This is a genomic window from Altibacter sp., from assembly GCF_019913785.1.
GTDB lineage: Bacteria > Bacteroidota > Bacteroidia > Flavobacteriales > Flavobacteriaceae > Altibacter.
Genome location: NZ_JAIOHK010000063.1, coordinates 35,279 through 54,282, shown reverse-complemented (window position 1 = coordinate 54,282; position 19,004 = coordinate 35,279). Strand labels below are relative to the sequence as shown.

Sequence of the window (19,004 nt, the reverse complement as noted above, 5' to 3'; positions counted from 1 at the left end):
TTTTAAGTCTAGCTTTACAGCTATGGATCAGTCGCCAAGAAAAATTGGAGTATTAACTAGTGGGGGAGATTCGCCCGGCATGAACGCCGCATTACGTGCTGTGGTAAGATCTTGTGCGTATCACGGACTGGAATGTGTAGGTATTTACAGAGGCTATGAAGGATTGAGAGAGGGTGATTTTAAAGAATTGGATGCTCGGTCAGTAAAAAATATTATCAATAGAGGAGGTACATTTTTAAAATCGGCTAGATCGAAAGAATTTTTTACAAAAGAAGGACGACTACAAGCCTTTAATCATTTAAAACAAGCAAGTATTGACGCCTTAGTGGTGATAGGGGGTGATGGTACCTTTGCAGGGGCAGCGGTTTTTAGTAAAGAATTCAACTTTCCAATTGTGGGAATTCCGGGAACTATCGATAATGACATCAATGGAACCGATTTTACCATAGGCTATGACACCGCATTGAATACGGTGGTAGAAGCTATTGACAAGATTCGGGATACGGCCAATTCGCACAACCGACTGTTTTTGGTGGAAGTGATGGGCCGAGATGCCGGAGACATTGCCTTGAATGCCGGAATTGGAGCAGGAGCTGAAGAGATCTTAATTCCTGAGGAAGATTTAGGCAAGGATCGATTGTTGGAGTCGTTGAAACGCAGTAAGAAATCGGGGAAAACCTCAAGCATTGTAGTGGTTTCTGAAGGAGATCAAATAGGCAAGAATATTTTCGAACTGGCGAAGTTCATTGAAGAGAATTTAACTGAATACGAGGTGCGGGTGACCGTTTTAGGCCATATACAACGCGGTGGTGCTCCCAGTTGCTATGACCGTGTACTAGCGAGCCGGTTGGGAGTAGGAGCCGTGGATGCCTTGCTTCGGGGGGAGAAGAATGTGATGATAGGAATTGTACATAACAAAGTGACCTCTGTTCCGTTTGAACAGGCTATCAAAGGCGAAAACGAATTGGATAGAGAATTAATACGAGTGGCGGACATTACGTCATTTTAATTTCAGAATAGATATGCGTACAAAAAAAATAGGAATCAACGGCTTTGGCCGAATAGGAAGAATCGTTTTTAGAATTGCTACTCAACACCCAGATGTTGAGGTGGTCGCTGTAAACGATTTACTGGACGTAGATCATCTAGCCTATTTGTTGGAATTCGATTCGGTTCATGGAAGATTTCCGGGAACTGTTGCCGTAAGAGATGGCAATTTGATTGTGGATGGTAAGACCATTCGCGTTACTTCCGAAAGCGATCCTGCTCATTTAAAATGGAGCGAAGTAGGGACCGAGATCATCGTTGACTGTACCGGAATTTTCAAAGAGGTTGATAAGGCTTCAGCTCACTTAAAGGCTGGTGCTAAGAAGGTGGTCATATCTGCGCCTTCCAAAACCGCACCCATGTTTGTTATGGGCGTAAACCATTTGCAGGTGAAGCCGGAAGACACGATAATTTCCAATGCGTCTTGCACTACCAATTGTTTGGGACCATTGGCAAAAATAATTGACGATAATCTGGGCATCGTTGAAGGATTAATGACGACAATACATTCGGCCACAGCATCACAGCTAACAGTCGACGGGCCTTCTCGAAAGAACTATCGTTTGGGTAGAAGTGCGTTGAGCAATATCATTCCAACAACGACTGGAGCAGCGGTTGCAGTCACCAAAGTAATTCCGAGCTTAAAAGGCAAACTTACCGGTATGGCGTTTAGAGTACCCACCACAAACGTTTCGGTGGTCGATCTTACCGTACGAACCGAAAAACCCGCCTCTTACGAGCAGGTAAAATTACTTTTTAAAGAAGCGGCGAATGGCGCGTATCACGGCATAGTAGATTATATTGACAAGCCGGTAGTGTCGCAGGATTTTGTTAGTAATCCGTTTACTTGTAATTTTGATGCGGATGCGGGCATGGCACTGAATGAAAATTTCTTTAAGCTAATCGCATGGTACGATAACGAATACTCGTATTCGTCTAAGCTAGTGGATTTGACCGCCCATATTGCAACAATCTAATATATGATACTAATAGCCGATGGTGGTTCTACCAAATGTGATTGGATACTGTTGGATCGTTCGGGGAATGTAGTTTTAAAGACCCAAACTGAAGGGCTCAACCCTGCAGTAGTGCCTCAAGACGACCTAGCGCATAGGATAAGTTCTAATTTGGAACTGGCAGCTATCTTTGGGCAAGTGGAACAACTAGATTTTTATGGAGCAGGCTGCGGCACCGAAACGCCCAGAAAAATGCTTCAGGATGTGTTGCAGCAACTTTTTAGGAAATCGAATATCGATGTTAGGGAAGATTTGGCAGCAGCGGTCTATGCGGCTACTACACAACCCGGCATTGTATGTATCTTGGGCACAGGATCCAATAGTTGTTATTTTGATGGTACTAAAATCCACGCTCCTATTCCGGCCTTGGGTTATTCGTTAATGGATGAGGCGAGTGGGAATTACTTCGGAAAAAAACTGCTAACCGACTATTATTATAAGAAGATGCCGCCTGATCTAGCATCACAATTTGAGCAGCAATACAATCTGAAGGCCGATGAGATTAAAATGAATTTGTACAAAAAACCAAATCCGAATGCCTACTTAGCATCTTTTGCACAATTTATATTTACTTCTTCAGAAATAAACGATTATTTTTACGCGCTAATCAAGAAAGGGGTTGAAGCGTTTATTGAATGCCGAATTCTAACATTCAAGGAAGCACATGACGTTCCCATCCATTTTATAGGTTCCATTGCTCATTTTTCGGAAGCGATTATTAGGGACTGTTTTAAGACATACAATTTGGAGTTAGGAAATATCGTTAGAAGACCCATTGATGGCTTGATTGCTTACTATATTAAAAACAAACTTTAAGACGCATGTCCTTACCTTCTATTGATCCAACCACTACAGCTGCTTGGAGAAAACTCACCCAACATTTTACGTCCGCTAAGGATTTAAAGATGCAAGAGTTGTTTTTGGAGGATTCGTCTCGTGCCTCACGTATGGCTATTGAATGGAAGGATTTTTATGTTGACTATTCCAAGAATCGAATCACAGATGAAACGGTTTCCCTCTTATTGGAATTGGCTTCAGAAGTCGGTTTACAGGAAGCAATTTCCCAACAATTCTCAGGAGCCCGGATTAATGAAACTGAAGATAGAGCAGCCTTACACACGGCATTGCGCGATTTTGATAATATGAAACCCGAAGTCCAGGCAACTCTCGAACAGATGAAGTTGTTTTCGGAAGCTGTTATTTCAGGAACATGGAAGGGGCATACGGGAAAAACGATTACCGATATTGTAAATATTGGTGTTGGTGGAAGTCATTTGGGACCTGATATGGTTGTGGAAGCACTTCAGTTTTATAAGAATCATTTGAACCTACATTTTATTTCCAATGTAGATGGGGATCATGTGCAAGAAACGATCAAAGGTCTAGATAGGGAAACGACCCTTTGTATAGTAGTATCAAAGAGTTTCACTACTCAGGAAACATTAACGAATGCGCATACCGTACGGACTTGGTTTTTGAAGGATACTTCTGAAGCTGCCGTGGCAAAACATTTCGTCGCGGTTACGGCCAATGAGTCGGAAGCCTTGAAATTTGGGATTGCTTCAGCAAATATCTTCCCCATGTGGAATTGGGTAGGAGGTCGATTTTCCCTTTGGAGTGCTGTTGGCTTGTCTATTTGTTGTGCGATAGGATTCAAAAGGTTTGAAGAATTGCTGAAGGGAGGGCATCAAATGGACCTTCACTTTAAGGAAGTTGAATTTAAGGAGAACATTCCTGTAATCTTGGCCTTACTTTCGGTCTGGTATACTAATTTTTTTAACTCTGAAACCGAAGCGGTAATCCCATATACCCAATACCTTTGGAAGTTTATTCCTTACTTACAACAAGCGGGCATGGAGAGCAACGGGAAGGAAGTGGATAGAAATGGTACATCGGTTAGCTATCAAACAGGTGCTATCATTTGGGGAAGTACCGGGACCAACGCACAGCATGCTTTTTTTCAACTATTACATCAAGGGACAAAACTAATTCCGACCGATTTTATAGTTTTTTCTGAATCACTGTACGGAAATAAAGACCATCAAAATAAACTATTGGCCAATTGTTTCGCCCAAACCGAAGCCTTGCTGCAAGGAACTTATGGAACAGACGTAGCGAGTCCTTTCAAGTCCTTTTCAGGAAACAAGCCTACCAACACGATTCTTATAGAAAAGCTGACACCACAATCGTTGGGTTCACTAATTGCTTTATACGAACACAAGCTATTTGTGCAAGGCATTATTTGGAATATCTTCAGTTTTGACCAATGGGGTGTAGAACTGGGCAAGACCTTGGCCAAAACGATACTGCCGTTAATTGAATCTAATGATGTCGATTCATTTGTAAAACAAGCCCCGCATCAATTGATTAAAAGAGCAAAAGAAAAATAATTTTGGTTATTCAACCATTTCTTGGCTAATCCTCACTTTTTTTTGATATTTTCGGCAACTTAAGATCAAAAAATTTAATTAAAACTTACTATGAGAAAAGGTACATTACTTTACTTATTGGTTTTCTTGTGTTCAGCACATATGATGGTTGCACAAACCTTAGCTGAAAGACAACAAATTATAAGTAACTATGATTTAGAAAAATTATCGCGAATGGAGGCGGACTATGCTGACGAATTTGCAAGAGAGAAACAAGCTGCACTGGATCTTGCCGCCATTAAGGGATGGGAAGAGATTATCGAAATGCCAAACGGAGGCATCGCTATTTTAGTCGGCGTTTTTGAAAATGGAAAACCAAAATATTTAATGACGCACAATAGAGAAGGCGGAATTACAACACGTACCAACAGAGTTCATACAGGCGGAAGTGCTGGATTGGATCTTAACGGTGAAGATATGGTGATAGGCGAATGGGATGGTGGCCGTGTTCGCGGTACACATCCGTTGTTGCAAAACAGAGTGACACAAATGGACAACCCGGCTTCATTCAGTGACCACTCTACACATGTGGCAGGAACCATGATAGGTACCGGAACTGTGGCAGGCGGTGCTGCTAAGGGGATGGCTCCGGTAGGAGAAATCCTTGCTTGGGACTTTAATAATGACAATTCAGAAATGGTAGGAGCCGCAGCAGCAGGGATGCTCGTATCAAATCATTCGTATGGTTATAATATTGCCAGTGTTGACTTATGGCAATTAGGGTATTACGATTCGAACTCAAAGAGCGTTGATAATATTTGCTATAACACACCCTATTACTTGCCTGTATTTTCAGCGGGGAATGATCGTCAATCTGGAGTAAATCCGGGTGATGGAGGTTATGACTACTTAACTGGTAGAGGTGTTGCCAAGAATAATTTGGTAAGTGCCGCTACTTTTGAAGTATTAAATTACACAGGCCCCGGTAGTGTTACGATGTCTTCGTTCAGCTGTTGGGGACCAACCGATGACGGTAGAATTAAACCGGACATCGCAGCCAAAGGAGTAGCTATGTACTCCTCGGTAGGAGCTTCTAGCTATGCCAACTACAACGGAACTTCTATGTCGGCACCAAACACCACGGGAAGTTTGGCCGTACTACAACAACACTACAATGATATCAATAGTTCTTTTATGTTAGGATCTACCTTGCGAGGATTGGTACTTCATACTGCTGATGAAGCAGGAACTACAGTGGGACCCGACTATCGTTTTGGATGGGGCCTTATGAATACAGAACGAGCTGCTCAGGTGATTTCCGATAATGGAACCGCTTCGGTAATGATTGAAGAAGAATTATCGAATGGAGATGTGTATACAATTTCAGTACAGGCCGATGGGGTAAATCCATTGGTAGCAACTGTAACTTGGACCGATCCTTCGGGCACCTTATTGCCGTCAGGAGTAAATGACAACGCAACGCCAATGTTAGTGAACGATTTAGATCTTCGTATTTCAGATGATGGTGGAACTACCTTTATGCCATGGAAATTAGACCCGTCTAACTTTTCGGCCGCCGCAACCAATGGAGATAATATTGTTGACAATATCGAGAAGATTGAAATTCCGGGAGCTTCGGGAGAATATATCATCCAGATTTCACATAAGAATAATGCATTGACCAATGACGGACAGGTATTTTCGTTTATCGCTTCAGGAATTGACAAGGAAGCTTTTACGGTTTCAAGTCATCAAGGAATTAAAGAAGCTTGTGCTTCCGACGGGTCTGCAGTCTTTAATATTGATCTTGGGTTTAATTCAGGATTTTCAGATACCATTAACTTTACCGTATCCGATTTACCGATAGGAACAACCGGAAGTGTGGCTCCAACTTCATTAAATTCGGAAGGAACGGTAGTGCTAACAGTTAACGGAATAGGAAGTTTAAGCCCCGGAGATTATCAAATAAAAGTAACGGGAACAGGTGCTTCCGAAACAGTGAACGTATATGTTACGCTACGTATTTTAGGAACTACAGTACCGGCAATTGGACTAACCTATCCTCCGGATGGTGCCATAAACCAACCCGTAGTTATCGATTTTACTTGGGAAGTTGGAGATCAAACAGTGGACAACTATGATTTCGAATTAGCCAGAGATGCAGGGTTTACGAATATTGAATTTTCTGAAAATGTAATTTTACCACATGTACTTATTTTAGGTGTAACCGAAGGAGCCGAGTATTTCTGGAGGGTGAAACCAAACACAATTTGTGCAGATGGGGTCTTCTCTGATGTATGGAGTTTTACAGTAGAAGGAGTCCTTGGGATTAACGAACAGACCGTCGAAGGTTTGGTGGTGTACCCTAACCCGGCTCAGAATGTCTTGAACATTGAAGCTGCTTCTACTATCTCTTCTGTTGAAGTACTGAATGTACTTGGACAGGTGATGATTTCTGAAAAGGCTACTTCAAACAATACACAATTGGATATATCAGGATTGAGTGCAGGGACTTATTTTGCACGAGTAACGGTTGAAGATACTATCGCAATAGTTCAGATCATCAAGAAGTAAGAATTTTTAAAATTATTCTTTTGAAAACCCTTGCCATTTGGTAAGGGTTTTTTTAATGGTGGTACGATGAAACCAAATCAATCCATCCTATTTTCTTTAACAAATACCAAATAATTAGTATCTTTCACAAAGCAACTCCCCGCTTAATTTTATAAGATGCTTACAAAAGTATACGGGAGTGCCGTCTTCGGCGTCGATGCCTCCACAATCACCGTAGAAGTCAATGTAGATAAAGGAATAGGGTACCACTTGGTTGGATTACCCGATAATGCGATTCGTGAAAGTAACTTTAGAATTGCGGCCTCACTGCAAAACAACGGGTATAAAATTCCGGGGAAAAAGTTAATTCTCAATATGTCTCCTGCCGATATGCGCAAGGAGGGGTCGGCCTATGACCTCACACTGGCTATGGGAATTCTTGTGGCCACCGAACAAATTGTAGAAAAGATCCCTTTGGCCGAATACATAATCATGGGAGAACTTTCATTGGACGGAAGTTTGCAACCCATTAGAGGCGCCCTGCCCATTGCTATCAATGCGAAGGAAGAAGGGTTTAAAGGGTTTATTCTTCCGAAGCAAAATGCAAAGGAAGCCGCCATTGTAAATGAATTGGTAGTCTATGGTGCCGAAAATATTAAAGAAGTGATCGATTTCTTTAACGCCGAAATACCGCTTGAGCCGACCATGGTCGATTTGGAAGCCGAGTTCTATGAGCACCTCCAAAACCCCGAATTCGATTTTGCCGATGTAAAAGGACAGGAATCCATCAAACGCTGTATGGAAATAGCTGCGGCAGGCGGACATAATATCATCCTTATTGGACCACCGGGCTCTGGCAAGACCATGTTAGCCAAACGGCTGCCAAGTATTTTACCTCCACTTTCCTTGTCGGAAGCCTTGGAAACCACCAAAATACACAGTGTGGCCGGCAGAACACAAGAAAAGGGTGGTGTGATGACGCAACGCCCGTTTCGGAGTCCGCACCATACCATATCCGACGTCGCTTTAGTGGGTGGCGGGCAATATCCCCAGCCCGGCGAAATATCGCTGGCGCATAATGGGGTGTTGTTTTTAGATGAATTACCCGAGTTTAAACGCAGTGTGTTGGAAGTGATGAGACAACCTCTGGAAGACCGTGATGTGACCATTTCACGAGCTAGGTTTACCGTAACCTATCCTTCTAGTTTTATGTTGGTAGCAAGTATGAATCCGAGTCCGGGCGGGTATTTTAACGACCCCGATGCTCCTGTCACGTCCTCACCGCTCGAAATGCAGCGTTATTTAAGTAAGATTTCGGGTCCTCTGTTAGATAGAATTGATATTCATATTGAGGTAACGCCGGTTCCTTTCGAAAAATTAAGTGATGAGCGAAGGGGAGAACCAAGTGTGGTAATACGAGAACGGGTGACTAAGGCGCGAAAATTGCAGTCGGAGCGCTTCAGTACTAACGAAAAGATCCACTACAATGCACAAATGGGGGTAAAGCAGATTCGGAAGTATTGTAAGCTTGATGAAGGATCCTTGCAGTTGTTAAAGACTGCGATGGAACGCCTTAATCTTTCGGCCAGAGCCTACGATCGCATTTTAAAAGTGGCTCGAACCATAGCCGATTTGGAAGCTTCAGAAAATATATCGGGGAACCACATTTCCGAAGCCATTCAGTATAGAAGTTTGGACAGAGAAGGATGGTTTGGGTGATGAGGTGTTGTGACAGGCACGTTTTTGTAAACTGGCGCGCTTTTGTGAACTGGCGCGCTTTTGTAAAGCGTGCCCATCTATATTTAGTATTTGCAATACTTTTTAAACCTATTTAATGTATGTCGCATAAGTACAAGGTAATAGATCAAACACAACCCACCTTCATAACAATAACAGTCGTGGATTGGGTAGATATATTTATTCGTTCGGCCTATGCAAAAATCCTTGATGCGTCATTAAACTATTGTATTCAAAATAAAGGGTTACGAGTGCATGCCTATGTTTATATGACAAGTCACTTGCATTTAATAGTAACTTCGGAAGGGGCAGCGTTACAAGACATTATCAGGGATTTTAAAAAATTTACTTCCAAACGAATTATTGAAGCCATTAAGGAAGTTCCTGAAAGCCGCCGTGAGTGGTTGCTAAAGAAATTCAGTTTTGCTGCAAAACGGATTAAAAGAGGCGTTAACTACAAATTTTGGAAAGACGGATTTCATCCGATCTTATTGGATACCAAGAAGAAATTAGAACAAAGGGTTAATTATATCCATTACAATCCTGTCGCTGCTCGTTTTGTATATCATGAAAGGGATTGGATTAATAGTAGTTATTGCGTTTATGAGGAAGGTAATCGCGAAACATCCGGCGTTAGCGTTGTACCGTTGTGGTAGGTGGCATTGCAAATGCAGTAGTAAATCGGCACGCTTTTCAAAAGCGCGCCAAGTGAGTTATTGCGTTTATGAGGAAGGTAATCGTGAAACATCCGGCGTTAGCGTTGTACCGTTGTGGTAAGTGGCATTGCAAATGCAGTCGTAAATAGGCACGCTTTGCAAAGACGCGCCAAGTGAACATCCGGCGTGAGCGTTGTACCGTTGTGGTAAGTGGCATTGCAAATGCAGTCGTAAATAGGCACGCTTTGCAAAGACGCGCCAAGTGAACATCCGGCGTGAGCGTTGTACCGTTGTGGTAAGTGGCATTGCAAATGCAGTAGTAAATAGGCACGCTTTGCAAAAGCGCGCCAAGTGAAGTTAGCGTTGTAGCGTTGTGGTAAATGGCATTGCAAATGCAGTAGTAAATAGGCACGCTTTGCAAAAGCGCGCCAAGTAATACATTCAACAATTACCATTGCCATTTTCATTTAACACATTTTTAAGAGGACAAAATGTGTACAGATTGTATCTTTATTGTTCTGACTAAAAACAATCAAAAAATGACTTCTAAAAATTCTCTAAAAATGCTTGCAATCGCTTTGTTTGCAGGGCTGTTTGTATTTACCTCATGTAAAAATAAAGACGGTGACAAAACCGAAGAAACTGCAAAACTTTCTATCGAATTCGAAAAATACGAATTGGCCAATGGATTGGATGTAGTATTGCACCAGGATAAAAGTGATCCCATTGTATCCCTCGCCATACAATATGGCGTAGGTTCAAACCGCGAAAAGACCGGTCGTACCGGCTTTGCTCATTTGTTCGAACATATGTTGTTTCAGGAATCTGAAAATGTTGGACAAGATCAATTCTTTAAAAAAATACAAGACGCAGGGGGAACCCTTAACGGTGGAACCTGGAAAGATGGTACTATTTATTACGAGATTGTACCCAAGAATGCCATGGAAATGATCATGTGGTTGGAAAGTGATCGTATGGGGTATCTAATCAATACCGTGACCGAATCTGCTTTCTATAACCAACAGGAAGTAGTGCAAAATGAAAAAAGACAGCGCGTAGATAATAACCCTTATGGACATACTAACTGGGTACTGGATAAAAATCTTTATCCCGAAGGACATCCCTATAACTGGCAGGTGATTGGTGAACTCGTAGATCTTCAAAACGCAACTGTTGAAGACGTCCGTGAGTTTTACGATAGATTTTATGGTCCCAATAATGCCACTTTGGTATTGGCTGGTGACTTCGAAATTGACGAAGCCAAAGCCATGATCGAAAAGTACTTTGGTGAGATCAAACGCCGCCAAGAAGTTGAGCCGCTACAACCTCAAAATATAACACTCGCAGAAACCAAACGGCTTTATCACGAAGACAATTTCGCTACAGCACCACAACTTAATATGGTTTGGCCAACGGTAGAACAGTACACGCCCGATGCATATGCCTTGGATTTTTTGGCTGAAATTATTTCGAGTGGGAAAAAGGCACCCCTGTACAAAGTTTTGGTAAAAGAAAAAGATCTAACGTCTCAAACTTCAGCATACAACAACTCACAGCAATTGGCTGGCGAATTTCATATTCGGATTACCGCCAATAACGATAAAAATTTAAAAGATGTGGAAGCTGGAATTTTTGAAGCATTTACCATGTTCGAAAAAGACGGGGTTACCGATCGTGACATTGAACGCATCAAAGCCGGATTAGAAACACAATTCTACAACGGAATTAGCAGTGTGCTTGGGAAATCCTTTCAATTGGCACAATACAATGTGTTTGCCGGTGATCCGGGATTTATCGAGGAAGACATCGAAAACATCAAGAAGGTAACCAAAGAAGATGTGATGCGGGTTTATAATACCTATATCAAAGAAAAACCTTTTGTAATGACCAGTTTTGTTCCCAAAGGTAAAATGGAATTGATTGCCGATAATTCAACCAAGGCTCCGGTAGTGGAAGAAGAAATCAAGGAAAATGTAGCAAAAACGGTAGAAGAAAAGCAAGAGGAAATTGTAAAAACCCCTTCTAATTTTGATCGTACCGTAGAACCGACTCAAGGAGAGGCTCCTGCATTAAGTATTCCAGAATCATGGACGGCAAGCCTAACAAATGGCATCAAAGTATACGGAATTGAGCAGAATGAAGTTCCAACGGTAAATTTCAGTCTAGTTATTGAAGGAGGTCATTTACTGGATGATAAAAACAAGAATGGAGTGGCCAACTTAATGACCGATATTATGATGGAGGGTACGGTAAATAAGACACCGTTAGAATTAGAAGAAGAGATTGAACTATTGGGCGCTTCTATTAATATGTATACTACGAATGAGTCGATAATAATTCGAGGAAATACACTTACTCGTAATTTCGAGAAGACCATGAAACTCATTGAAGAGATCTTATTGGAACCACGCTGGGATGAAGAAGAATTTGCGCTTATTAAAACTAGAACGATCAATCAAATTAAACGTGCTCAGGCAAATCCGAATGTGGTAGCTTCAAACGTTTACAATAAATTGCTTTACGGAGAAGACCATATATTCAGCTATCCAACTTCGGGTACCGAAGCTTCTGTAGAGGCCATTACGATAAACGATTTAAAAGACTTTTATACAAAGAATTTTTCACCTTCCATTAGTACCTTCCACGTTGTAGGGAAGATCAATAAGGAAAATGCACTGAAGAATTTAAAAGGATTGGAAGCGAAATGGGCAGCGAAAGAAGTGACTATTCCTGAGTATCCGGTGGCAAACAACCGCGATAAAGCATCCTTGTATTTTGTCGATATTCCAAATGCAAAGCAATCCGTGATTAACATTGGCTACATTGCACTTCCAAGAACCGATAAAGATTTCTACCCTGCCGAAGTAATGAATTATAAATTAGGAGGTTCTTTCTCAGGAAATGTAAACCTAATTCTACGTGAAGAAAAAGGATATACTTATGGCGCACGTACCAATTTTAGTGGGACTAAGATCCCTGGTACTTTTACTGCTTCTTCCAGTGTACGTACCAATACCACTGGGGAATCGGTTCAGATTTTTAAAGATCAGATTGCCAATTATAAAAATGGTATTTCCGAAGAAGATTTGGCATTTACAAAAAATGCCTTGGTTAAATCCAATGCACGTCGTTTTGAAACCCAATTCAACTTATTGGGAATGTTACAGGAAATGAGTAGTTATGACCTTCCTGCCAATTATATTGAAGGAGAAGAGCAAATCATTAAAGGAATGACCTTAGAACAGCACAAGGCGCTGGCCAACAAATATTTGGACGAGTCTAAAATGGCGTATTTGGTAGTTGGAGATGCAGCTACACAGTTTGCACAATTTAAGAAAATGGGCTTCGATGAGGTAAAATTGTTGGATAAAGAGGGCGAAGAAGTGAAATTGAAAGATGTTAAAATGTAAATTACTTTTTTTATATTCTGAAGAGGGACGCCAATTGGCGTCCCTTTTTTTTGATACCTTTAACTAAATATGAAAAGAACTAACCAAGTTTGAAAAATGTTTTAAATAACATAGGTCCCGGTACACTCATTGCCGCAGCTTTTATTGGTCCGGGTACCGTTACGGTTTGTACCATTGCCGGAGTAAACTACGGCTTTACCTTACTCTGGGCTATGATACTTTCAATCGTAGCAACCCTTGTATTGCAAGAAATGGCAGCACGGCTTGGGTTGGTATACGGTAAAGGTCTTGCCGAAACGGTTAAGGAACAAGTCAATCACCCAATGATTAAAATAGCAGCTATTCTATTGATGTTGGCTGCTATCTTAATTGGAAATGCAGCCTACGAGGCCGGAAATATTAGCGGTGGCGTTTTAGGCCTGCAGACGCTTTTTTCTGAAGTGACTTTTAACTTTGCCAATCTAGAGTTCAATGTATTAAGTTTAATCATAGGATTAATTGCCTTTGCGCTTTTATTTATTGGTAATTATAAGGTGATAGAACGGAGCTTGGTGGCACTTGTTATTTTAATGAGCCTGTCTTTTGTGATAACCGCAGTCCTTACGCAGCCAAATAGTATTGCTATTTTGAAGGGAATGTTCATTCCGGTATTTCCTGAAGAAGGCTGGCTTACCATTATTGCACTTGTAGGAACTACGGTTGTTCCCTATAATTTATTCTTACATGCAGCCTTGGTAAAGGAAAAATGGAGTGGCATATCACAGTTGAAAGCGGCTCGAACCGATTTATATGTGTCTATCATTCTTGGCGGACTCGTTTCTATGGCCATAATCATCTCGGCTGCGTCGATTCAATCTACCGAGGTAATCAATGCTACCGATTTGGCCAAGGGCTTAGAGCCATTATACGGTCGTTTTTCAAGGTATTTTTTAAGTCTGGGGCTTTTTGCCGCAGGAATCACTTCGGCAATTACTGCACCCTTGGCTGCAGCCTATGTGGTAAGAGAATGTTTTGGTTGGAAAATAGGGTTAAAGGATAAAAAGTTTAGAGCGGTATGGATACTGGTTTTACTTTTGGGGATTATTTTTTCGTCCATCGGTTTTAAACCTATCGAAATTATCAAATTTGCCCAAGTTGCCAACGGTATTTTATTACCTGTCATTGCCTGCTTTTTGGTTTGGGTTGTCAATCGAAATGCCGTGATGGGGAATTATAAGAATTCAATGCTTCAGAATATTCTCGGAATTGTGATTATACTTATTACCATTGTTTTAGGGCTAAAAAGCCTGATGTCGGTTTTTAATCTTTCGTTGTGATAAAATCTATTGACATAAATGCCGATTTGGGTGAGGGAGCCGGCCTTGATGCCAAGATCATGCCGTTGATCTCTTCTTGTAGTATTGCTTGCGGAGGCCATTTTGGAGATTCGGAAAGTATGTTAGAAACATTATTACTTGCCAAAAAACACCAGGTAAAAGTAGGCGCGCATCCGTCTTTTCCCGACAGAGATAACTTTGGGCGAAAGGTGATCACGCTTACTAAACGTGAATTGACGGATACGGTTTTTCATCAATTGCTTCATTTTTTTGCAATATGTGAAACCGAAGATATTCCTGTGCACCATATAAAACTACACGGTGCCTTGTATAATTATGCAGCCATAGACGCACCAACAGCCGATGCAGTGGTGGAAGCAATTGTGGCAACGAAAATCCGCCCAAAACTATATGTGCCATACCATTCAATTTTGGCCAAAAAAGCCGAAAACTTGTTGCCATTGGTCTATGAGGCTTTTATTGATCGAAGGTATACCGATGCGTTGTCACTGGTTCCTCGCACCGATAAAAATGCAGTCATAGATGCTGCTGAATTGGCCTGGAATCAATTGTATGAAATCATTCATACAGGCTATGTGACCACTATTTCGGGTGAAAAAAGAGAACTGATCGCCTCGACGTTTTGCATACATGGAGATCACGAAAATTCGGTAGAGATACTGAAATACATTCGGAAGCAACTAAACTTACACCAAATACTCGTCTCATGACAGCGGCTCCTACATACAGTACATTTGGCGCTCATGCGGTCTTAGTGAATTGGGAGGCAAGCATCACCCCTGAAGTGCACGATGCGGTATTGCAATTCGACAAATATGTATCTTCCCGCTTTTCGGAAGAAATAATTGAGACCGTCTTTGCATATCAATCATTAGCCATCTATTTGCACGAGTCTATTTCAGCCAACACATTTATTCAACGATTAAAAAATGAAATAGGAGGTAGAGTCAATGTGCAATCAAAGACCAAATATCTGGCTAGGATTCCGGTGTGTTATGATCTTGAATATGCACCAGACTTGACCGAAGTTGCCCATCTTCATAAAATATCAATTGCAGAATTGATTTTGCTACACACGCAGCCTACTTATACCGTTTACTTTTTGGGTTTCCTTCCGGGTTTTCCGTATTTGGGAGGACTGGATCCAAAAATACATACGCCACGAAAAAGTACACCAAACCCTTATGTGGAAAAGGGGTCGGTAGGAATTGGAGGAGGGCAGACAGGGGTGTATTCAATGGCATCGCCGGGAGGTTGGAATATTATTGGACGAACACCCATCGATTTTTTTTCGGTTGAAAAACGTCCTCCCACATTTTTACAAGCCGGTGATTACGTACAATTTGTTTCTATTTCGAAAAAGAAATATAAAAAGATGTTATCGGATATAGAAAAAGGAAGCATAACGATAGAAAAGGAGGTGATCTATGGTTGAGATCGTTTCGGGAGGATTGTATACCTCCATTCAGGACATGGGCCGCTTTGGTTGTAGAAAGTACGGGGTACCTTTAAGTGGTGCGATGGACAGCTATTCGGCGCTATTAGCCAATAGTTTGCTGGGAAATAGAATAGATGCAGCTGTTTTAGAGATCACATTTATTGGCCCGGTACTTCGGTTTAACACGGCGACACAAATTGCGATCACCGGTGCCGGATTTTCTCCTACCTTAAACAATAGGGAGGTTCCGCTGAATACACGTATAAATTTAGATGCAGGCAGTGTGGTAAAGTTTGGCCTTCCTGCTTACGGATTACGAGCGTATTTGTCGGTTTTCGGAGGATTTCAGGAAAAAAAAGTCATGAATAGTTTCAGTTATTGCTACGGAATCACAGAAAAACAAGCTTTAGAAACCGGAGACCGATTACCTGTACTTAGCTTTGCGACCAATCAGAAATCGGCTACTGCTTCGGTGAAGGTAAAGCGTGCCTATTTCACTTCTGAAGACATTGAAGCCTATCCAGGACCGGAATTCTATTTATTGCCGGAACCCATTCAGCAGCAATTTTTAAGCACGAGGGGAAAACTATTGCCGGAAAGCAATCGAATGGCCTGTTTGTTAAGTGGTTTTGAATCATTTTCAGTAAACGAAATCATAACGGGGCCGGTCCAACCAGGCACAGTTCAGTTAACACCTTCCGGGAAATGTATTGTACTTATGCGCGACGCGCAAACCACAGGAGGCTATGCCAGAATACTACAACTTTTAGAGGCGGGAATTAATACCATCGCCCAAAAGCGGCCTGGTGAAACGGTCACTTTTAGACTTCATTAAAAGGCCATTTCGGGATTTTCATTTTTTTCGATGCGCTTGGTATTGATCAATTTTTCAATTTCCAAGAACTGTTCATCAAGAAGCGGATGTTTTAAAATATGATCGATATAATTGAGGCTGCTTTTGCTTAAATGACGTGATAGGGTAGGCTCGTAGAATTCCCAAGGATCGAAGAACGATTTATTGGGGGCTTCTGTAAGATTGAGAATCTCATTATTTTTTTTGTCTAAGAATGCTTTTAAATCGCTAACTACATTATTATCGCCATTTTCAATTTTTCCGTCGAAGAAGGCTTCCACGTCTTCAAAGGAGACTTTATGTGGCATGAAAATCTTAAAATATCGAATTTTTCCATTTTGGGTGTTTTCCCAGTTGGTGATATAATCACTAAGATATCCCGGGATCTTATCCAGGTTTAACCCTGTTTTAAGGTCGACTACGATATTATCCGATTCATTTTCATTTTTAAGGATATGATCAATTTGCTGCTCTTCTTTGAATTTGTTTATCAAATAATTTACATAAAGTGATTTACTATTTATAATTTCCACATAGGCAACCTGTTTGTCTCCCAGCACTTTACGCGAATCATTCAGCAGGTAAATGTGAAGATCCAAGCAGCCCAGCAATCCGCTATTGTCGATAGCGCCAGCATCTATATAATGTCCGTAGCCCGGGATTTTAGCCGCCGGACTAAACACGGGGAATCGATTGGTTGTCGATACCGCTTGATAGAAGGGGATGGTCTTCGTGTCGTCGTACAAATCGGCTAAATTTTTAGAATACGGAAATATAGCATTGAATTTATTGGGCTTTACCGACCACAAAATACCACGGCTTCCGGTAGTCCCGGCAGTATTCATGATAAGCGATGGAAAATAGCCTGTGCTTTGGAAGGCCTCCTTCCAATAGTCCCTGAAAGAGGTTTCGGACAATGTCTTCTCACTCGTGTTTTCGACATTTTTTTGATATTTCACCATGGCATAGTACGGCCTATCCCGAAGCCCAATCCGCTGACTCAGCGGCCATATTTTACGATAGGAATCCAGTCCAAAAGTGAGTGTAAGATCGAGTGAAGTATAATTTTCCTGGGCGATCTTATCAATTTGTTGTTTGATGAGAAGCGTATCGATTCCATTTTCTTTGTACAAACCGGTATAAAGCGCCAATCCTAGTGAACCTCCAGAGGCGCCGGACATGGCGATGGTCTGGTTGAGCAATTTCCCTTCAGTTCGTTGTTGCAGTCGGTTGAGCACATTCAGCGTCCATACATTGGCTTTAAGTCCGCCACCGTGAGAAGCAATAAAAAAAAGCGTATTGTCATTCTTTGCTGCAACGCTATCCAAAAATTGTGATTCTAAGACTTCGGTTTTGGTATTTTCAACCAGATCGAGCTCGTGCGTGCGAACTTCGACATTGGCACAATTCGTTATAAATAGTAGGATCACGATTACCGTAGCACTTCCAAATAGGATACGATATTTTCGCGTTCCGAAGAGATTCATTTTTTTGGTTACGAAAAAGTATTTGCCAAGACTGGCGATTATAAAATAATAGAAATAGAAAAAGGCCAATAGGATAGGAATTCCGTTTGAAAGGCTCCAACCATTTATACTCGCAAGGGTTGAATAGACAAGCAGTATGATTGAAATAATAAAATGCACATTAAAAAGGAGGATGTAGTTTTCCGACTTTTGAAGGAAATGGATCCTTCTGAAGAAGAACCGCACAGGCGCCAATAACGAATGCTGCAATGTACTACTCACCTGTGATAAACGGGTTCGTAATAATCTGAAAAACACATAGTTAAATACAAATAGGTAGCTTGTTAACAAAATAAGAATAAAGCCGCCCGGACTAAAATTCCCAATAAAAAGCATAAGAAAAAGCAGCAAACCACTGCTTATTGCGATGACAAAATACCAGACACCTAATTTTTTGTATAGCCGATTCAGCTTTGCTCCATTTACTCTTTTCTGATCCTCTGTGAGAGGAATACCATCCTTGGTCTCTGTGGCAGTGAGAGAAGTAAATTTTTCTTTCTGAATGATATATAATATAAACGGCACAATAAGTAGCGTATAAATAATGATCTTAACCGGCAGCAAGGGAAAATTCTCAAAAATAAGGTTTGGGGCAAAACTGCTAATTATAAAATGGATCCATACAATATGGATAAGTAATCCAATAGAATACCTGAGGTAATTGGCCCAGTTGTCCGGGGTGTAGTCCGTATCCTTATTGGTGGTAAACACGAAGACCGGAAAACGCTTAAAAGGCCAGATTGTTAATGGAAACACCTTTTTCCAATTGGTGTAGTTCCCCGAGTTGTTTAAATCGGCGGCATAATACGTATAAATTGGAAAGTGCGACAATACAATAGCGAGCCCATTTATAAACAAAAAAGCGAGGAACAGCGAAAATTTGGTATTTTCAACCAGATCGACCATCATCGTAAACGCCTGATCCATTTGAGTTAACAACAATAAAATGATGAGAATAATCACTAAGCTTAAAAACGATGCTTTTACAAAATTCTTAAAGGAGCGGATTAAATGATTGACTCCATCAATAAACCGTGAAATTCTTGATTTTTTTTCGGGCAT

Annotated in this window: 14 protein-coding genes; 12 read left to right on the top strand and 2 right to left on the bottom strand. The window is 41.3% G+C overall.

Annotated elements, in window-relative coordinates; all coding sequences use genetic code 11:
- The first annotated feature begins 22 nt into the window (after positions 1-22).
- From pfkA to K8F54_RS11480, 7 genes are all read left to right on the top strand, one after another.
- The gene (pfkA, locus tag K8F54_RS11510) at positions 23-1,009 is read left to right on the top strand and encodes a 6-phosphofructokinase (RefSeq protein WP_290791045.1); all 987 of its coding nucleotides are present in this window, start codon (positions 23-25) and stop codon (positions 1,007-1,009) included.
- Positions 1,010-1,022: 13 nt separating this feature from the next.
- Positions 1,023-2,024 carry a type I glyceraldehyde-3-phosphate dehydrogenase gene (gene gap / locus K8F54_RS11505; protein WP_290791038.1) on the top strand — a complete coding sequence of 334 codons (1,002 nt, stop codon included), beginning with the start codon at positions 1,023-1,025 and terminating at the stop codon, positions 2,022-2,024.
- A gap of 3 nt (positions 2,025-2,027) precedes the next feature.
- A complete protein-coding gene (locus K8F54_RS11500) occupies positions 2,028-2,879 on the top strand; it encodes a BadF/BadG/BcrA/BcrD ATPase family protein (RefSeq protein ID WP_290791036.1) in 852 nt (283 codons plus the stop codon).
- A gap of 5 nt (positions 2,880-2,884) precedes the next feature.
- Positions 2,885-4,453, top strand: coding sequence for a glucose-6-phosphate isomerase (gene pgi, locus K8F54_RS11495; RefSeq protein WP_290791034.1), 1,569 nt, complete (start codon positions 2,885-2,887; stop codon positions 4,451-4,453).
- Between the two features lie 90 nt (positions 4,454-4,543).
- The gene (locus tag K8F54_RS11490) at positions 4,544-7,006 is read left to right on the top strand and encodes a S8 family serine peptidase (RefSeq protein ID WP_290791031.1); all 2,463 of its coding nucleotides are present in this window, start codon (positions 4,544-4,546) and stop codon (positions 7,004-7,006) included.
- A 156-nt stretch (positions 7,007-7,162) separates the two neighbouring features.
- Positions 7,163-8,704, top strand: a complete 1,542-nt coding sequence (locus tag K8F54_RS11485) for a YifB family Mg chelatase-like AAA ATPase (protein WP_290791024.1) — start codon at positions 7,163-7,165, stop codon at positions 8,702-8,704.
- 119 nt (positions 8,705-8,823) lie between these two features.
- A complete protein-coding gene (locus K8F54_RS11480; RefSeq protein WP_290791022.1) occupies positions 8,824-9,378 on the top strand; it encodes a transposase in 555 nt (184 codons plus the stop codon).
- Between the two features lie 98 nt (positions 9,379-9,476).
- On the opposite strand, the gene K8F54_RS11475 is transcribed toward K8F54_RS11480, so the two are convergent.
- A complete protein-coding gene (locus K8F54_RS11475; RefSeq protein WP_290791018.1) occupies positions 9,477-9,845 on the bottom strand; it encodes a hypothetical protein in 369 nt (122 codons plus the stop codon).
- Between the two features lie 72 nt (positions 9,846-9,917).
- Between K8F54_RS11475 and K8F54_RS11470 the strand changes: the two genes are divergently transcribed.
- The 5 genes from K8F54_RS11470 to K8F54_RS11450 all read left to right on the top strand — a co-directional run bounded on the left by K8F54_RS11470 (position 9,918) and on the right by K8F54_RS11450 (position 16,398).
- Positions 9,918-12,788, top strand: coding sequence for a pitrilysin family protein (locus K8F54_RS11470; RefSeq protein WP_290791016.1), 2,871 nt, complete (start codon positions 9,918-9,920; stop codon positions 12,786-12,788).
- 89 nt (positions 12,789-12,877) lie between these two features.
- Positions 12,878-14,104, top strand: a complete 1,227-nt coding sequence (locus K8F54_RS11465) for an Nramp family divalent metal transporter (RefSeq protein ID WP_290791014.1) — start codon at positions 12,878-12,880, stop codon at positions 14,102-14,104.
- Positions 14,101-14,835, top strand: a complete 735-nt coding sequence (locus tag K8F54_RS11460) for a LamB/YcsF family protein (RefSeq protein ID WP_290791010.1) — start codon at positions 14,101-14,103, stop codon at positions 14,833-14,835. Before K8F54_RS11465 ends, K8F54_RS11460 begins: the two co-directional genes overlap by 4 nt.
- Positions 14,832-15,560 (top strand): 5-oxoprolinase subunit PxpB, encoded by a 729-nt coding sequence (gene pxpB, locus K8F54_RS11455; RefSeq protein ID WP_290791006.1) that lies wholly within the window; start codon positions 14,832-14,834, stop codon positions 15,558-15,560. The genes K8F54_RS11460 and pxpB overlap by 4 nt, the downstream gene beginning before the upstream one ends.
- On the top strand, positions 15,553-16,398 hold the full coding sequence (locus K8F54_RS11450; RefSeq protein ID WP_290791004.1) for a biotin-dependent carboxyltransferase family protein: 846 nt from the start codon (positions 15,553-15,555) through the stop codon (positions 16,396-16,398). Before pxpB ends, K8F54_RS11450 begins: the two co-directional genes overlap by 8 nt.
- Here K8F54_RS11450 and K8F54_RS11445 read toward each other — a convergent pair.
- Complete coding sequence (locus tag K8F54_RS11445; protein WP_290791002.1) at positions 16,395-19,004, bottom strand: patatin-like phospholipase family protein; 2,610 nt, start codon at positions 19,002-19,004, stop codon at positions 16,395-16,397. The genes K8F54_RS11450 and K8F54_RS11445 overlap by 4 nt on opposite strands.